This is a genomic window from Moorena producens 3L (assembly GCF_000211815.1).
Taxonomy (GTDB): Bacteria; Cyanobacteriota; Cyanobacteriia; order Cyanobacteriales; family Coleofasciculaceae; genus Moorena; species Moorena producens.
On sequence record NZ_GL890954.1, the window covers coordinates 39,635 to 57,726 of the forward strand.

Annotated in this window: 15 protein-coding genes and 1 pseudogene; 5 read left to right on the forward strand and 11 right to left on the reverse strand. The window is 43.1% G+C overall.

The annotated features are described in order from the left end of the window. Positions 1-498: 498 nt before the first annotated feature. Both LYNGBM3L_RS50580 and LYNGBM3L_RS24335 read right to left on the reverse strand, forming a co-directional pair. A pseudogene (locus tag LYNGBM3L_RS50580) lies at positions 499-1,354 on the reverse strand (DUF4058 family protein). 181 nt (positions 1,355-1,535) lie between these two features. Continuing rightward, on the reverse strand, positions 1,536-2,270 hold the full coding sequence (locus tag LYNGBM3L_RS24335) for a Uma2 family endonuclease (protein ID WP_044494631.1): 735 nt from the start codon (positions 2,268-2,270) through the stop codon (positions 1,536-1,538). 241 nt (positions 2,271-2,511) lie between these two features. On the opposite strand from LYNGBM3L_RS24335, the gene carB reads away from it, so the two are divergent. Further along, complete coding sequence (gene carB / locus LYNGBM3L_RS24340) at positions 2,512-5,769, forward strand: carbamoyl-phosphate synthase large subunit (RefSeq protein WP_008187969.1); 3,258 nt, start codon at positions 2,512-2,514, stop codon at positions 5,767-5,769. A 106-nt stretch (positions 5,770-5,875) separates the two neighbouring features. Here the strand turns inward: carB and LYNGBM3L_RS44240 are convergent, their stop codons facing one another. The 5 genes from LYNGBM3L_RS44240 to LYNGBM3L_RS24360 form a co-directional block, all read right to left on the reverse strand. Next, positions 5,876-6,013: a hypothetical protein gene (locus LYNGBM3L_RS44240; RefSeq protein WP_154659906.1), complete on the reverse strand. Its 138-nt coding sequence runs from the start codon at positions 6,011-6,013 to the stop codon at positions 5,876-5,878. Positions 6,014-6,021: 8 nt separating this feature from the next. Continuing rightward, positions 6,022-6,480 (reverse strand): DUF29 domain-containing protein, encoded by a 459-nt coding sequence (locus LYNGBM3L_RS24345; RefSeq protein WP_008187971.1) that lies wholly within the window; start codon positions 6,478-6,480, stop codon positions 6,022-6,024. A gap of 174 nt (positions 6,481-6,654) precedes the next feature. Next, a complete protein-coding gene (locus LYNGBM3L_RS35070; protein ID WP_161603184.1) occupies positions 6,655-9,009 on the reverse strand; it encodes a pentapeptide repeat-containing protein in 2,355 nt (784 codons plus the stop codon). Positions 9,010-9,028: 19 nt separating this feature from the next. After that, complete coding sequence (locus LYNGBM3L_RS24355) at positions 9,029-9,925, reverse strand: DUF1822 family protein (RefSeq protein ID WP_161603185.1); 897 nt, start codon at positions 9,923-9,925, stop codon at positions 9,029-9,031. Positions 9,926-10,172: 247 nt separating this feature from the next. Further along, the gene (locus tag LYNGBM3L_RS24360; RefSeq protein WP_008187974.1) at positions 10,173-10,658 is read right to left on the reverse strand and encodes a ribbon-helix-helix protein, CopG family; all 486 of its coding nucleotides are present in this window, start codon (positions 10,656-10,658) and stop codon (positions 10,173-10,175) included. 527 nt (positions 10,659-11,185) lie between these two features. Between LYNGBM3L_RS24360 and LYNGBM3L_RS44245 the strand changes: the two genes are divergently transcribed. Further along, complete coding sequence (locus tag LYNGBM3L_RS44245) at positions 11,186-11,353, forward strand: hypothetical protein (RefSeq protein WP_154659907.1); 168 nt, start codon at positions 11,186-11,188, stop codon at positions 11,351-11,353. Positions 11,354-11,362: 9 nt separating this feature from the next. On the opposite strand, the gene hrcA is transcribed toward LYNGBM3L_RS44245, so the two are convergent. From hrcA to LYNGBM3L_RS24380, 3 genes are all read right to left on the reverse strand, one after another. Continuing rightward, a complete protein-coding gene (gene hrcA, locus LYNGBM3L_RS24370) occupies positions 11,363-12,454 on the reverse strand; it encodes a heat-inducible transcriptional repressor HrcA (protein WP_008187976.1) in 1,092 nt (363 codons plus the stop codon). A 361-nt stretch (positions 12,455-12,815) separates the two neighbouring features. Continuing rightward, entirely contained in the window at positions 12,816-13,175 is a 360-nt protein-coding gene (locus LYNGBM3L_RS24375; protein WP_008187977.1) for a rhodanese-like domain-containing protein, read from the reverse strand. 186 nt (positions 13,176-13,361) lie between these two features. Further along, entirely contained in the window at positions 13,362-13,529 is a 168-nt protein-coding gene (locus LYNGBM3L_RS24380; protein WP_229414676.1) for a hypothetical protein, read from the reverse strand. A gap of 92 nt (positions 13,530-13,621) precedes the next feature. Between LYNGBM3L_RS24380 and LYNGBM3L_RS24385 the strand changes: the two genes are divergently transcribed. From LYNGBM3L_RS24385 to cysE, 3 genes are all read left to right on the forward strand, one after another. Continuing rightward, positions 13,622-14,995, forward strand: coding sequence for an RNA-guided endonuclease InsQ/TnpB family protein (locus tag LYNGBM3L_RS24385; protein WP_008187979.1), 1,374 nt, complete (start codon positions 13,622-13,624; stop codon positions 14,993-14,995). 997 nt (positions 14,996-15,992) lie between these two features. Continuing rightward, on the forward strand, positions 15,993-16,460 hold the full coding sequence (locus LYNGBM3L_RS24395; RefSeq protein WP_044494606.1) for a hypothetical protein: 468 nt from the start codon (positions 15,993-15,995) through the stop codon (positions 16,458-16,460). A 116-nt stretch (positions 16,461-16,576) separates the two neighbouring features. Beyond that, complete coding sequence (gene cysE, locus LYNGBM3L_RS24400; RefSeq protein WP_008187983.1) at positions 16,577-17,341, forward strand: serine O-acetyltransferase; 765 nt, start codon at positions 16,577-16,579, stop codon at positions 17,339-17,341. A gap of 131 nt (positions 17,342-17,472) precedes the next feature. Here cysE and LYNGBM3L_RS24405 read toward each other — a convergent pair whose 3' ends face one another. Further along, positions 17,473-18,057, reverse strand: a complete 585-nt coding sequence (locus LYNGBM3L_RS24405; RefSeq protein WP_008187984.1) for an Npun_F5749 family FMN-dependent PPOX-type flavoprotein — start codon at positions 18,055-18,057, stop codon at positions 17,473-17,475. Positions 18,058-18,092: the final 35 nt, after the last annotated feature.

An 18,092-nucleotide genomic window follows, 5' to 3' on the forward strand; every position in this document is an offset into this window, starting at 1 on the left:
ATTAAAGCTGATGGTCGCTGGGTGGATCCTTGATAATTGTTGAATAGAAACTATAAAAAACTATACTTATCACGTAAGCATTCAGCTATCAGCTATCAGCTATCAGCTATCAGCTATCAGCTATCAGCTATCAGCGAACAGCGATTAGCGCTACGCGCACGCTACTTGAGGTGCCAAAGGCCTGTGGCCAAGGTACTGTTCGCGCAGGGTGCGCGTAGTGCAATCGCTGCTTTTGAATACAGCGTTTTTCATAACTATAAGGTGAACAGGATTTTTCCCCACTTCCAACTTCCGTCTTCCGTCTTCTCTGTTGCCTGTTCCTGTGATCCGCTGTTCCCTAAAACCCATGAATCTGTACCTAACTCAATGGAAAACCGCTATAAAATAAGCTGACGGCTGACCGCTGAGGGCACCTCAAGTAGCGTGCGCGTAGCGCATATGCTTACCGATCGCTTATATGAAAATTGGCTTGAGGATTAATCAGCTGATAATCAACAATCACCTCAGTCCCTTTTGCCGTAACAACCCATCAGCCCAAGCTGCATCGGCTTCTGACAACACCGGTACTGGTTCGCGAGTATAATCAATAACAAAGCTATACCCTGAGCGGTCATAAACTCCATCAAATAACTCTTGTAAATTGACAAGGGGTTCAGTATCTTCTGGTTGCAAAGGGAGTGGAAAGGTAGGAATCGAATCTGGCAAATTAAAGGCATATAAATCAGCTTGAGGGCGGCGATGATTTTGACTGACCAGAACTCGATAATGGGTCTGAATGCCATTACTTAAGGTAGGCATAGGTTCCCACTGCCGCAATAAATCAATTTCCACTAAATGGGTTGAACTTCCTAATATAGTTTGACGCTTTCTTTCATACTGATTGCGTCCTTCTCCTGAGCGTTTATTGGTCGGGGAAAGAACTTCAAGCGCTGTCACCAGGTTACTTGTGGCGATCTCCCGTATCTCTAAATGTCCTTGTCTTGATGCAGTCGCTCATGGGGGAAACCCCCAAGACCGCGCTGCATCGCTGCCTAACTTTTTCAGGAATTGGTAAAATAACTTTTGTTGGCTGACTTGGCGCTGAGGCAACAGCAACATTGGTTTGTGTGGGATTGGTTTGTGTGGGATTGGCTGTTGTCTGAGTTAGTTTTACTGCTGCATCGGGAATGCCAACTAGGACTGAATCTGTTCCTATAGTTTGATAGATTCGCTCTTCAATCAGAACTTGATATTTGGGAAGCAGTTGGGGAGCCAAAAAGTCGGCAATTGCAGTAATTAGTCGATGATGAACATTCGGCCAAGCGCTGGGATGCTCTAAATAGGGATCCATTCCTGGAAAAGGAGAAGGAGGCATGATTGTCTTTCCCCAATGCTTTATTGGATAATTATAGCGCTTCTCGCCTTAATTTCAATGAAAAAGTATCAATTAAAAATTGAAAATTAGCAATTAACCCCCTAATCACTCGATCAGCTGATCATGGATTTACCTAGTTTTCTAGTTAGTTGACCAATGCCCGTTGGAGCAATGGCGAGAATCAAGCATCTGACTCATCACCTAACTCTTTGAGTCTAGCTAGCAATTCCTCTACCCGCTTTTCTGCCAATTCTCTTTGTTGCCGTTCAGCTTGAGCTTGTTGTTGAGCAGCTTGAGCTCTCTCGTCTGGTGTTGGTACCAATTGCTGATCTCCACTGAAAAACCGTAGCTGGGAATTATGCACACCTAAAAATAATTCCAACTGCTGACTCCACAGCCACCCCTGAGTATTAGGGTCGAGGGGTTGATACTGGCCTCCCATCAGGCGAAATCCCTGGAAATCGAGGGTATCGGGGTGAAACCAGAAATATTCTGGTGTCCTGAAAGTATCTTGGTAGAGAATTTTCTTTAATCCCTTGTCAACTTTAGCTGTACTGTTAGAGAGCAGTTCAATAATCACATTGGGATATTTTCCTTGTTCTGCCCATACTACCCAACTTTTGCGGGGTCGATTTTCCGTACCGAGTACCACAAAAAAGTCAGGTCCTCTAAAGTCTCTGGTGGTAATATGCTCAGGACTGAAATAGATAGTGAGATTCCCTGTAGCATAGAAGTCGCTTCGTTCTCGCCACCACCACTTTAGGCAAGCGAGTAACAGCTCAATTTGATCTCGATGGCGATCGCTTTCCAAGGGGGGTTCATCACTCCATAAATCACATGGTGGAATGATAATACTATCTGACTCAGCCATTACATTTACTTCCGCAGTGGCTTCTGAATTCTTGGCAACGGTCATAGCACTCACAGGCAAAATCGCTACCTCTAGTTTGACAGTTTTAATCAAAATGGTTAACTTAACCGTTGACTGTCAACCGTCAACTGTAAACTGTAAACAAATCGGGGCTCTTGATGTGTTAAAGCTGGATAAAAAGCTAGATGCTTTGTAAAAGCTGGATAAATAACTAGGGAATAATTTGGCAAGCAAGCATATAATAGTCAGGATCTAATAACTTTCATCTCACCACAGAGCAACCACTATGCCCCGCCGCGACGATATTCACAAAATCTTGCTCCTCGGTTCTGGTCCGATTGTGATTGGACAAGCCTGTGAGTTTGACTATTCCGGGACTCAGGCTTGTAAGGCACTCCGGGAAGAAGGCTATGAAGTGGTACTGGTAAACTCTAATCCAGCTAGTATCATGACTGACCCAGAAACGGCTGACCGTACCTACATCGAGCCCCTAACCCCAGAAATCGTCGAGAAGGTGATCGAAAAAGAACAACCATGTGCTTTACTGCCAACCATGGGGGGTCAGACGGCTCTGAATATTGCGGTTGACCTAGCGAAGAATGGGGTTTTGGAAAAGCATGGAGTGGAGCTAATTGGGGCAAAGCTAGAGGCGATAGAAAAGGCTGAAGACCGCCTGTTGTTCAAGGAAGCAATGGAAAGGATTGGGGTAGGGGTCTGTCCTTCGGGAATTGCGAATAATCTCAAAGAGGCTAAAGCGATCGCACAAAAAATCGGCTCTTACCCGCTGATTATTCGCCCGGCTTTTACCCTGGGGGGTAGTGGTGGTGGCATTGCCTATAACAAAGAAGAATACGAAACAATGGCTCAGGGGGGTTTGGATGCTTCGCCAGTGTCTCAAATCCTGGTGGAACAGTCTTTGTTGGGCTGGAAGGAGTATGAGTTAGAGGTGATGCGAGATTTGGCAGATAATGTAGTAATTATCTGCTCCATTGAAAATGTTGACCCGATGGGGATTCATACTGGGGATTCGATTACTGTTGCTCCCGCTCAAACCCTGACGGATAAGGAATACCAACGGTTGCGGGATTACTCGATTAAAATTATTCGGGAGATTGGGGTTGAAACCGGGGGGTCAAATATTCAGTTTGCTGTGAATCCCATCAATGGCCAGGTCATTGTAATTGAGATGAATCCTCGGGTTTCCCGCAGTTCTGCCCTAGCCTCGAAAGCAACAGGGTTCCCGATTGCTAAGTTTGCTGCTAAATTAGCCGTGGGATATACCCTCGATGAAATTCCCAACGATATTACTAAACAAACTCCTGCTTCCTTTGAACCAACTATTGACTATGTGGTAACTAAGGTACCCCGCTTTGCCTTTGAGAAGTTTCCCGGTAGTAAACCAATCCTTACTACTCAAATGAAGTCAGTGGGAGAAGCAATGGCGATTGGACGGACGTTTCTAGAATCGTTTCAGAAAGCGTTGCGCTCCCTGGAAACTGGACGGTTCGGGTGGGGATGCGATCGCAAAGAGAAGCTGCCATCTCTCGAACAAGTGCGCTATGGTTTACGAACCCCGAATCCAGAACGTATCTTCACGGTGGGTCATGGTTTGATGCTAGGGATGACCCGAGAAGAAGTACAGGAACTCACAGGAATTGACCCCTGGTTTTTGGATAAGTTGCTGGAATTGCTGGAAACGTCAAAATTCCTCAAACGTACGCCATTGGAAACCTTGAACAAAGAACAGTTATGGGCAGTCAAACGTCAGGGATTTAGCGATCGCCAAATTGCTTTTGCTACCAAGACCTCGGAAGATCAGGTGCGTCAATACCGTAAGCATCTAGGAGTAGTACCAGCATATAAGCTAGTAGATACCTGTGCAGCAGAGTTTGAGGCATTTACACCTTATTATTACTCCACTTATGAAGAAGAGTCGGAAGTAATACCTTCGGATCAGCGGAAGGTGATGATTTTAGGTGGGGGACCAAACCGGATTGGTCAGGGAATTGAGTTTGACTATTGCTGTTGTCATGCATCTTATGCTCTGAGTAAGCAGGGGTTTGAGACAATCATGGTCAACTCCAACCCAGAGACAGTTTCTACAGATTATGATACAAGCGATCGCTTATATTTTGAGCCCCTGACCAAAGAGGATGTACTCAATATTATTGAGGCGGAAAATCCGGAAGGGATTATTGTTCAATTTGGGGGACAGACACCGCTTAAGTTAGCAGTGCCGTTGCAAGAAGCCTTGAAGGTTAGCAGGTTGAAGGTTGGCAACCAACAACTGGTAACCCAAATTTGGGGAACCTCTCCCGACTCAATCGACGTAGCTGAGGATCGGGAGCGGTTTGAGAAGATTTTGCGGAAGTTAGATATTAAGCAGCCACCCAATGGAATTGCTCGCAGTTATGGGGAAGCACTAGAAGTGGCGAAGCGGATTAGTTATCCAGTGGTGGTGCGTCCGTCTTATGTGTTGGGGGGACGGGCTATGGAAATTGTCTATTCCGATGAGGATTTGAAACGCTACATGAAGTTTGCGGTGCAGGTGGAACCAGAGCATCCGATTCTGATTGATAAGTTTTTGGAAAATGCAGTAGAGGTAGATGTGGATGCGATCGCAGATCATACTGGTCGGGTAGTGATTGGTGGCATCATGGAACACATCGAACAGGCAGGGATTCACTCCGGGGACTCCGCTTGTTCTTTACCCCACACCTCTCTAACACCCGTTGCTTTGGAAACTATGCGCACTTGGACTTACCAGCTGGCCAAAGCTTTGAAGGTGGTGGGGTTGATGAATATTCAATTTGCGGTGCAGGGGGAAACCGTTTACATTCTCGAAGCCAATCCCAGAGCATCCCGAACAATTCCCTATGTTTCCAAGGCAACAGGGGTACCCCTGGCGGGGTTAGCATCTCGGGTTATGTCCCGTGAGACCTTGGAATCCCTTGGGTTAACTGAAGAAGCTAGCCCTAAGCACATTGCAGTCAAAGAAGCGGTATTGCCCTTTGAGAAATTTCCTGGTACAGACACCCTCCTCGGACCAGAAATGCGTTCTACTGGGGAAGTAATGGGGATTGACACAGATTTTGGCAAGGCATTTGCCAAAGCAGAATTAGCAGCTGGTCAGCGTTTACCCCTGTCTGGCACAGTGTTCGTTTCCACCAATCACCGAGATAAGCTAAATGTGGTACCAGTGGCGAAAGACTTAATCGAGTTGGGATTCGAGCTAGTGGCAACGGATGGGACTCGCAAAGTGCTGCAAGAGCATGGACTGGATGTGGAGTTGGTGTTAAAACTCCATGAAGGACGTCCCCATGTCTTGGATTGGATTAAGAATCAAAAGATTCAGCTAATTATTAATACCCCTTCTGGAGAAGATGCCTATGCCGATGGGCGGTTAATTCGTCGCACAGCATTAGGCTATAAGATTCCGATTGTAACTACAATTGCTAGTGCTAAAGCCACAGCAGCAGCAATTCGTTCACTACAGTCGCAACCACTGGGAGTAAAAGCTCTACAGGATTATATCACGAATTAGCTTTTGCTCTCACAGCGGTAGGGTGTGTTAGGGACGGGCTCGGCCTAATTTTCTCGGTAGTCAGTGTTAGGATAGCCCGTCCCGTAACGCACCGCCAGGGTTTGGACTACATCTTTACCACTACCGTTCCCTTGAAACCCTCTTTATTATTGCCTTTTGCCTTTTGCCTTTTGCCTTTTGCCTTTTGCCTTTTGCCTTTTGCCTGAAAAGCATAAGTAATGTGGCTCAAACGTTGTTGACTCAACCAACAAGCTAATTTTCCCAATCTTGGCTAGTATCACACAAAAAACTCTCCTCAATCACCTCTTCAAAGGAATAAAGACAAGCTTCTGGAAACGTTCGTATTGGTAAATTAGTTTCCCGCAAAGCCAAATCAAGACCTGCTTCATAGGCATCGATCATTGCTTCTGACCGCCGAGACTTTAAGCTGGGATTTTGCCGTAAATGCCGTTTAATAGCCCGACGTTGCTCTCTAATACTCAAAAACCAACTGCGGCTACGATTCTCTGGCTGATACTGCCACTTGAGCAGATGACCAAGAAGAACGCAAAGGCGACTTACCAATTCCCGATATTCCTGTCTTCCCAATGCTTGAATTTCTTCCTCCAGATGCTGCCAATCAAGCTTAGAAAATTGCTTATGCTTCAGTGCTTGGGCCTGCTGCTGAGTCCAAGCATAAAAGTCTTGCTGGTATAGGGAAGGTTTATCCATACATTTTAAAAAGTTATTACAGTTTTTTACATTACCCAAAATACCTATATATTTTATTCTCTCTTGCCTTTTGCCTCTTGCCTCTTGCCTAAATTAGTATGTTTACAACTCGAATTAAAATACGACTAGCTGGAAAAATCTTATCCATTATAAACCTTTATCAACCTTACACTATCAATCTGTCCAGCCCTCAATCATTGCCATCAAAATATTCACCAGCGGGTGGTCTATAGCTTCTTTTAAGGCTTCAGTTCCTTCAGCTTCCAAGGCATTGATTACTTTAGCTTTCAGGGTAGGATTACTCTTGATTTCTTGAGTGACCTTAGCTACAGTTTCTAATTTCTCCATTTCGGTTGTGGTTGGGTTGGTTTGTGAGAGTTGGTTTAGGAGTTGCTGAATCTCTGCTGCTGCCTCTGCCAAATTTTGTTTTTGGGTTGGGGCATAGTAGTGCTGAGTGCCAACTATTTGGCTGTCATTGGCTGTTCCCGCGTCACCAAAACCGATTGAATAATTGCTCTGGTCTATGTTGAATGTACGCTCTTCTGATATAGGTGGACTATCTACTGTGTTTGTGATATAAATATCATTATTCATAGGTTTGCTAGCCATAACCTTGATGATTTCTTTTAGATCCGCACTTTGATGACGATAAATCTGTATTTGTTCATCCTTAGCCTTTAAGTCAGCTAGATATTTTTCCTGAAATATTTTAAGTGATAAATCATAATTATGGATGAAATTATTGTGAATTTCTGCTTTGTTGAATTCCCTAGGTATGTTGATGCGAATCACGATCGTACCATCCCCCTTATTCTCAATAGATTGAATCGCTAGCTCCTGTGCCCCGCTTTCAACTTTTAGCTTCTCGAATGAGGGAATAAATGCCTGCCAGTTAACTCCATTAATGAAAATCAAATCAAGAGTTTCTAAAACTTTTTTAAATAACTTAGTAAATTCTCCTGGAGTAAAGTTACCGCTATGGGGACGGCGCTCTTGTTTAGAATCTCGTAGATAAACATAATAACAAATTATCCCATCAAGATTTGTGGCACGATTGATATTCCAGTCTTGTATACAAGCCCCAGTAAAATTGGCTTGTTCAAACTTAGTATTCAATGCTTGAACTGCCGTTAGATTAGCTCCAGTCAAATTGGCTTGATTGAGATTAGCTTCACTGAGATTAGCTTGACTGAGATTAGCTCCAGTAAGATTAACGTTACTAAGATTAGCTTGAGTGAGATTAGCTTGAGTGAGATTAGCTCCAGTAAGATTAACGTTACTAAGATTAGCTCCCCTAAGATTGGCTCCAGTTAAGTTTCTTTCCATGAGCTCTGGAACTAACTCAGTGTTCCTTTCCCTCCACTGATTCCAAGCTTCTAGTCTTTTTTGATATAAAATCAGGTCTTCGTTGTTGGCTTGCTGCTGAGTGATAAAGCTAATTGGAGCAAGATCATTCCAAGTGGGAGGCAATTCTGCGGGATTCTGGAACAAAACTGGCAACCAACTAGCACAGGGAAAATCATTCTCTAATCCTTGCAGTTGTTCCCGTGCTTCCCTTACTGAAATATATAACGATTTTCCCCTTGAAAATGACTTAAGAAATCCCTTTAAAAACTCCTGAGCCACTAGATCTGGTACTGGCTCTCGCATCACAATAACTTGCGGGATGTGCAAGTCAGTTAAACTTTGTGCTAAACCTAGCCCATCACAAGAGTTAAATATAGCTATCTTTAATCCCCGTTCAATTGAAGCTTTTAAAGCATTTTTTAACTCACTAATTATTAAGCTATCTGTTCGGTTAATAGAAATATAGCCACTCTTGCCATCTACTTGGCTGTAACTATGCCCAGAAAAAAAGAGGATATCCCAGCCTTTGTCGTCCCATAGTTCCCTATCTAATTTCAGGCGTGACGGCTCAACCAGAAACGTAATTTCTGTATTAGGTAAATGTTCTAGTAATTCTCGGTCTGTTTCAAGATTAATTCCATCACTGTTTCCCAAAACAGCTAAAATTCTCACCTTATCGTTGATAATAGAAGAGACGGTGCGCTTAACTCTATCATAGGTTAATTCCGCCAAAGCAACCTCAGCATACCGATAAAAATCAAAAATTTCCCACAGATGCCAGGGGATTCGTCGTAATTGAATATCTTCCACTTGGATAAGTACGCGAATTTCTTCATAATGGCTTAAATTTTTCAGCAATCCCTCTTTGATGACACGAAAATCTTCAGAATTAAGCCAACTATTTAGACTTTTTACCAAATTTATGGATAATTGGCGAAACTTATCTCTACTGATGATAGAAGTGTTTATCTCTGGTTTTTTCTTCAAAGCGCGTACAGAAAAACCTAGGTTTTGATATATTAAATGCCAGCGCTTATGGAGTTTTGCAAATTCTGGTGCTGGAGGCAATTTTCCTAGTATTTCTATTAATGTAAAAGTGCAATCATCTCCAATTCTTAGAGTAGCTGAACAACCAGTTTCAATGTTTCCATCTCCTAAATTTATTACAACTAATTTACCCATTTTGTAATTATAAAAAAAACTAAACCATAAACAACTCTGTAAAACTAAAATTACCACCATAGTCTATTTTAATACTGAATTTATCCCCATAATCAGCACTAAACCTTAGCTGGATGCCAAGATCATCAAGTTGTGATTGTGCTTCTATAAATGTTTGACCTGAGTCATCAAGTACAATCATCTTGGTATTTTCTGGTAAATCCTTTGGGTTGCTGATAGCATATAGCTGTAGAAAAATATCGACTTCATTATTAGTTTCTATAGCTACATTGAGCACTAAAGCCATCTGGTATCTATTATCCCAGCTAATTTTTTTAACTCGATGGACTCCTTTGATGTGCCTAAGAGCATATCTATAAGAAGGTTGTACTGTTCCTAAAATCTCGTGCCATGGATGCCAATTTTGTTGCTCCGCCTCACGAAAGTCATTGCCCAACCAATTCTTCAAGTTGATTGCCTTCTGAACAAGTTCAGTCTGCCACGGATTTAGCACTGATGTTTCAGGTTCTAGCAGCTCATAAATTATCTCATAAATATCAAAGTCCTTATCAAAGCAGTCTTCTAATGACTGACGATCTAACACTTGTTTGACTGAAAAAACTGGCAAAACTGGAAAAGTAAAGCCCATAGAATTTAATTGTTGAGCATTTAAGGTTACAAAGGCTTCCAGATTATTAGCGATTGCACAAACCAGCTCTTCAGCAACTTCAAAACCTGTCACCTTTATAAGGTCGTATAATCGATCTTTCTCCAAGATGGTGTAATCGACAGAGCATTCCTTTAGAATTCCCATTACCAGAGATAAAATTTCTGTCGCATCTTTTTCGCTCCTCAGGATTTTGGCGTAATAAAAGAATTTCGCCACAGTCGATTTGGCAACATAGCCCTCAATTCGCTGGGATTCAATAATTTCCAACAACTTTAGCGTCTGTTCCGAAAACGACTCTTGCTCGATCAGGAGACACATCAAGACGCTTAAACCGACCAAAATCCTCATGATTGAACATCAATAGCAGTTCTCAAATGAATAGACTACAGTGAACACACCCAGTGAACACACCCAGTGAATCTTGGTTACACCAACAGCTCATTCTCAGCTTACCCCCTAATCACGGATGGGGGCTATTCAAGTCAAAACCGCTGTATGCATCTTGTTACTAAATTTAGTAGTCCCTGAATTTAGAGTCTTTCGGAATCTCGGGGTTGACTGAGGACTGTTGATCTTTTAGTAGCTTGCGCAATCGCGCTGATTTAGACCCCTTTGATAGAGAAGACCGAGGTTTACGGCTGCTTGGCTCCTGATCCAGTACGTGGTTTAGATTCTCCTTCATCTCCATGAATAACTCTTGCAATTCATCCAGACGCCTCTCTACATTGGAGTCAGTCTTAGGTACAGGGGATACTCCCAGGGATTGAGCAACTCCTTGAATGGCAAGTGCGAGATCAGTAACATTGGTTTGTTTTCTGAGGTTCTCAACGGAGGCTTCTACTACTGTTAAACGCTCCTCTACTGAGTCATCGGTTTCCAAACCCTGTCTCAGCAGTCTGTTGATCAACTCTGTCACTGAAATGCCCTTCTCCTCAGCGCGCTCTTTGAGGGCTTGTGCTAGGTCTTCAGATAGTCTGAAGCTAACTAGTTTCCTAGACATAACAATTTATTGACATTAACTAGTGATATACGTATTATAGCTTTTTTGGAGGCTAGTGATATACGTATTATAGCTTTTTGGTGATCAGTGTGATCAGAAATTACTATGATCTGGTTCCCATAACCCAGTAAATATAGGTATTTAGGCTTTTTTGAAAAAAATATCCCCCAAGTCAGCCTGTCTGCTAGTGGTAAAATTCGCTATACGTATGATATACAAAATATATATGTACATCACTTAAGGGGTCAAAATGAAACGTGCCACTCTCAGGGACCATTTCAGAAGAGCGAAAACTCCGATAGCGGTAGTGAGCGCAATACTTGTCGGAGCTAACGCTGGGATTCAGATTTGGCAAAATTTAGATTTAAACAGTCAAATCCAGGAGATTATCAACAAAATATCGGCTCATAGTGAGTCTTCTGCTGAAACAAGCAGGAAAGATACGGACCTTCCTGAAGATCTACCTCCTAAACTCTTAAGAAGCTACAAAAATCCGTGACCTGCCCACCCAGTGGCAAGGGGAATGGGTGGATTCGGGTGCATATCTACCTATGGTGATCAATGCTCCCTGTTTTAGGGAGGCAACTGAGTTGGGACTTAAAAATTGTTCAAGTCCGGTTAAGTATAGTAATGTGAATAATTTCGACAAAGAGCTAGATGCAGCATTTGCGATCAACGTCTTGCCGTTACGGTAACACTTCCCTTTAAGCTGGTTGACTCAAGGCTTCAGTTAGATAATCCGCCGCTGCTTCTACTAATGCGATCGCATTTTCATAAATCATGCGAGTTGGTCCAATAATTCCCACACTTCCCACTGGGACTTGGTCTTGCTGATAGTTAGCAGATACCAAAGTACAGCCACGCATCGGTTCCAAGGAATTCTCGGCACCAATCCTAATTTTCACACGAGACTTAAATTCCAACTCTTCCGGTACTTTAAAGATTACTGACCACAGTTGCTCCTGTTCCTCTTCCAACAGATGTAGCAAGTCTAGAGTCTGGTCTATTTCCGAAAATTCTGGTTGACGCAACACCTCTGAGATGCCACGAATCATAATCGGGCTGGACTTAGGTACTACAGTGCGACGGGTCAACTCAGTTAATAAATTGCTTAAAAAATCCGCATAGCGGACAAATTCTCGGTCTAATTCACTCCAATCTAATTTCTCCAATTCCGTGAGAGTTCGCCCTCGCAGCTTACTATTCAAGAAGTTAGATAATATTTTTAACTCCCGCTCCACAATCGACTCATCAACCGTGCTATCATCCTCTGACTGGGGCAGATTCATCAATACCGACTGAGTTTCATAACTATCCGTAACTATAATCAACATCACCTGTCCTAGCTCTAGGTGCATCAACTGTAGATGGCGCAGGCGAGTAGTGCGATTGTCAGGGAAAGTAATTAAAGCAATATATCCACTGACTGTTGCCAGAATTTGAGCAGCATCCCTTAGCAATACCTCAAACTTAGCTTCCTCCCAGTTCAACTTCTCTGCCAGTAAATTTTCAACATACTGACTCAAGGTTTCTGACGGTTGAATCAGCTGGTCAACATAGGTTCGATAACCTGAATCAGAAGGAACCCTACCTGCAGAGGTGTGGGGTTGATATAGTAGTCCAACTTTTTCCAACATACTCATGCAAGAGCGAATCGTGGCTGGACTAACACTCAGGTCATATTCTTGAACCAAGGCTTTAGAACCAACCGGTTCCGCCGTGGCAATATAGTGACGAATAGTCGCCCAGAGAATATGTTGTTGCCGAGTTGTTAAACTTAGTTGTTGGCGAGACATTTTGAACCAAAGCTGAACTTAATTTGAAAGGGAAAAAAGTCTAAATTAGAGGGAGGAGTTACCATTAAGGTGATCAAACATACTAATAATGGAATGTTGCCTAAAAGCTGGGTCTAGTTAAGCCTGCTTTAGTCCAAAACAGTAGGGCTGATAATTAGATATCCCAATCAATCACCAAAAATCAGGGTTGGTTTTGGTGAAACTTGGAAGTATCTGGGATTTATCCATAGCTATGGCAGCGTCTGCTCACCCAAGGATTAAGTTGGTTATTAATACATTTTATCTAAAAATATTTGCTGTAAGAACATTTGTTCTAAGATAGCAGAATCTACTCATAGCAGTAGTTAGTAGTGAGCTGCAATTAGTAACGAGGAATGCTATGATCAACTATGATTGAGTATGCGTCAATACCCCCAGCTACATTCTTGACATTCGTGAACCCCTGACTGATTAACCACTGACACATCTGAGCAGAGCGCATACCATGATGGCACATCACCATGGTTTCAACTGCGGGATCAAAGCGAGTAGAGATTTCCCCAGACCACTGAGCAAATTCACTCAAAGGCAGAATTTCAAACCCTTCTATAGAAGCGATCGCAACTTCTTGCCGTTCTCGGACATCAATAAGCTGTAACTGCTCCGGGGAATCTGCCATCTGCCTTGCCAGTTGTTCAACACTGATTTCAAGAAGAGGTTGATCAAACGATTGAGCGACCATAGGACGTAAATAGCTGTAACGCGCTTGTTTTCGTAGTTTTGACCTTTATTCTACCTCTAGTAATCGCAATTTTATTTATTCACCCTAAATATAATGAGCAGATGATGGGGTGATCAGCTATCAAAACTTACTGAAATTTGAGAACCCCCGCGCTTTTAGCCGGGGGATGAAAAAGAGAGACTGGATTTATCCAGTCGTGTCCTCTATTTGACTTCTAGCCCAACGTTCTATAAATTCACCAACACTGGTGTTTGAGTCCTTGGCGGAAAGTTGTAACCACTTCCACACACTGTCAGTGAACATTATAGTGTGTGGTTTTTTGAGTTCATCGTAATAGACAGGAACTCCCCTCATCTTTTTCTTTGAGTTTTTCTGGTTTTGAATTGACATATTTAGACCCTACGTATAGACTAGACATATGGTAACAAAAGAGGTCGAGGTTATCAATGTATAAGACGATACCAGTAAAAGCTGTTTTTTCAGATGAAGAAAAAGCGTTTTGGGAATTTCAATGCCAGCAAGCTAATAGCTTATTTAACTGCGCTATTTATTACGCAAAACAGAAACACTATAAATGGCTAGAAGAGCAGCAGGCTTATACAACTTATTGGCGAGAAGACGAACTAAAGGCAGGTTGGACGACCTACAAATGTGGGGTTAAATACCCTGAGATAGATAAAGCTTTAAAAATGTCGCCTCACTACAAAGCTATGGCTGCCCAATCTGCTCAGCAGACTCTTAAAACTGTAGGAGAGGCGATCGCAAGCTATAACCAGTTAGTTGGATTATATTACAAAGGAGAAGTTGACAAACCTAGATTTCCTCGTTACAGAAAATCCGGTGGATTAGCTTCTGTTACTTTCCCTAGGCAGGCGCTCACTTATAAGCAGGGTTTGTTTTATCCTTCAGTTAGCAAAGAAAGTAAGCCAGAACTGCTAACTCAAATAACCTTAGATCCTCCGGACTTTATAGATCCGGATTGGGTTAAAGAGGTCGCAGTTCGCCCCTGTTATGGACAGCTGTGGATCGACTGGATCATAGAGGATGGGAAGCAGCCACTAGCTACTAATCCAGATCTCAATTACTCCCAAGCCTTGGGTATAGATCATGGTGGAGATAATTGGCTGACCTGCGTTTCGACCTTAGGGAAGAGCTTCATTGTAGATGGAAAGAAGCTCAAGGCTATGAATCAAGGCTATTCCCGATTAGTAGCGAAACATAAAACTGGAAAACCAGAAAAATACTGGAATTCAACCCTAGACAGAATCCAGTTGAAGCGAAACAATCAAATGAGGGACGCAGTCAACAAAGCTGCCCGATTTATTATTAATCGCTGCTTGAACGACGGAATAGGAAACATAGTAATAGGTTGGAACGAAGGCCAAAAGAGCCGTTCCAATATGGGGAGAAAAGGTAATCAAAAGTTTGTAGTTATTCCCACTAAACGACTAATAGAAAGGCTTAAGCAACTTTGTCTCGAATATGGAATAAAGCTCATAATCACAGAAGAGTCATACACTAGTAAAGCGTCTTTCTTGGATGACGACTCCTTACCGAAATTAGGTGCAAAACCCGAAGGATGGAGGCCATCTGGCAAAAGAGTTAGGCGCGGACTTTATCAGACTGCTTCAGGAATGTTGATCAACGCCGATTGTAACGGCGCTGGTAACATCCTCAGAAAAGTAACCACACAGCCATTCGACCTGGCTAAGGTGGCTAGGGGAGCATTGACACTCCCGCACCGATACGATTTATTCAGTCACTTGTCTAAATCATATCGATATAAGGGTGGAGCGGTACGGGTTCACCCTACCGCGTAACATCCTTTAAGAATCCCCCGTGCTTTAGCCGGGGGAGATGTCAAGGTGGCTGATTAATATCTACCAATATTTAAAGTAGTTACCATCAGTATTAACATCCGGTGCCCAAACTATTCTTTTTATTCCCAAGTTCCATACAGCGTAAACGCATCTAATGGTGAAATGCCTACTCGATATGAAACTAATACGATAAGTAATTTTGCTTATTAATTTTGTAATCTTGTCTGAGTAAGGCTTCTATAGTTTAGATGTTTTTGCCCTGAATTTCCATAGGAAAGTAAATTTTCAAAAATCTTAAAGCTAGTTGAATCTACCATTCAATGACGCAATCACTAAGAGGTTGTCTGAGAAGTCTCATTTGCTACATCCAAGCCCCCGTTGTTCCCCCAAGCGAGGGATTGCTCGCTTGGGGTACTTTTAGCAGCAAATTGATTCTTGTTCCCCCCAAGCGAGGGATTGCTCGCTAGGGCGGCTAGGGGGGCAAAATTCAGTATAAAAAAACTTTTCAGATATCCTCTAAGATCGAGATTAGAGGCAAACAACTGCTCAGCAATACTAATCACCTCTTCAAGGAGGCTTTAAATGATTAAACTATCGACACCCTTTACCATGATCGCCCTTACCAGCGCTTCTATTTGCTATAAACTGTTGCGCGTGTGCCGTACTTTTCCAAAAATATAACAATTTTAAATGAACAAGACTTGAGATTTTGACGTACCAGTTGAGGCTCTTCTTATCTGCAACTGATAGGACCTCAAGTAGCATCTCAAGTAGCTTTTAAGCTGATAGCTGATAGCTTAAGCTAATTGCTAAATAATAAATTAACGACAAAGGTATCAATTAATAATCAATGTGGCAGATAGCATAGTGTCACAGTTATTCCTATCAAACAACAGAGGTTTATAGGAAAATATAAGTAAGTACTGTAATTGTTTAGAGTTTACTCGTACTCAAATAGGGAGGAAATAGTAACAACTAGTCTTAGGAGGGTTTTGCAATGGTGCGACAAGGTCTTAGAGGAGTCATAGCTTTAATAGTAGCCCTCTGTTCTATGCCCGTTTTATCCCAGACAGCGAATTTTGCTTCTTTAAACTTATCACCGGGTTTTTCCCCAAGTCAGGGAGAAGTCAGTGGTCACACCGGTGGTGCTTACTCGTTGTCATCGATTGCAAATAGCGATCGCAACAATGATCCCTGTATTGGTTTTGGAGACCCTACTCCAGATCACCTGATGGTTTTGGAGGCAGATTTACCCAGTTTAACTATAGGGGTCAACACAGAGGGAAAGGATACCACTTTACTGATTCAGTTTCCCAACAATCAAATCCTTTGTGGGGATGATACAGGTTCCAAAAAAGATGCCAGCATAACTGCACAAAATTGGCCAGCTGGCACATACCAAATCTGGGTTGGTGCCTTTGAGGGAGGACAACGGTGGGATTACACCCTGACGGCTGTTGAGTAACCAAAAAGCGATGCAGCGAGGTAGCGCGGTCTTGGGGGAAACCCCCACTCGCTATTCCATCAAGACAAGGTAAACTAGTTAGTAATTTGTTCAAGCGTTAATTATGGTGACCCCTAGTGCTATCTGCCCTGATTGCTGACTTCCGTATTATCTTTGAGCGTGACCCAGCTGCTCGGAACTGGCTTGAGGTTTTGTTCTGCTACCCCGGCTTACAGGCTCTGCTGTTCCATCGCTGCTGTCACTGGTTACATGGGATTGGGATTCCATTCATTCCTCGACTGCTCAGTCAGTTATCCCGATTTGTTACAGGTATTGAAATTCATCCGGGTGCCAAAATTGGTCATGGTGTGTTTATCGACCACGGTATGGGTGTGGTGATTGGAGAAACCGCCATTGTGGGAGACTACTGTCTAATCTATCAAGGTGTTACCCTCGGCGGTACAGGAAAGGAAAGTGGGAAGCGCCACCCTACTCTAGGAGAAAATGCGGTAGTGGGAGCTGGTGCTAAGGTGCTAGGGAATATCCAAATTGGTAATAATGTCCGCATTGGTGCTGGGTCAGTGGTCTTGCGAGATGTTCCTTCCGATTGTACTGTGGTCGGTATACCAGGTCGGATTGTCTATCGTTCCGGTGTACGAGTCAATCCCCTTGAACATGGTAGCTTGCCTGACTCAGAAGCCAAAGTAATTCGAGCGTTAGTAGACCGGATTGAGTCTCTCGAACAACAGCTACAAGAGTTAACTCAGCAAAGATCTTCAATGGCATCAATGATGTCTGATCACTCTTCAACACCAGATGCTCCAGAGAAGGGGGCTAAAGCCCCATGTTGTGATCTCCAGGATAAAGAAATTCGGCAGTGTTTAGATAGTTATGGGATTTGAGCTAGTTGTCAAATGTTAGCAGGTTAAAGGTTGAAGGTTTTACCTGTCGTTCCTGTTGGCTCTAGACAGGGAATCGGATTAGTAACACAATAGAATATTTTAACCACACCCATTTTGGTGTGACCCCGAAGCTAAGGATTAACAGCTTTTTGAAACCACTCCCCAGAACTGTCTTGGTAGTAAAGCCATCGGTTTTGGGGGAAACCCTGCAACCTTAGGTGATCAACCTTGACTGGTTCGAGCAATAATAGGCAAAAATTTGGCAAAGGCTGATCTAGGGCAGGTGGTGGTGGGGAAAAGGCTTGTTTATCTGGTACTCTAGCAACACCAGGGTCAGGCCACGCAAATTGTAAGCGAGCTGCATCGGAAAGATTTTGCCAAGTCTGCTGGCGGACTTGTTGAAGTCCTTCGTCAGGATAATCAGCAGTGATCAGGGTCAACTGGCCTGCTAAACGAAATTGTTCGCGAGTGTTGGGAAAGTACCAACAAACTTCTCCCCAGGGATGATGATTAATGTCGTGAATTTTCTGGCTACGGGTATCGGTAATAACTTTGAGTTGGTTGGAGTTGTCCAAAAAACCCCGAAAAACTACGGTGCGGTTAGCAGGATAGCCCTTGGGGTCAACGGTTGCCAGTTGAAAGTAACGAGCATAAGGTAGGCTGCGATTGTGATGGATTGCGCGAGCTAGGGGCGATCGCCAAACAGCAATAGGCATTTTTTTTTAGACATAGCCCATAAAATAGCGGAAAG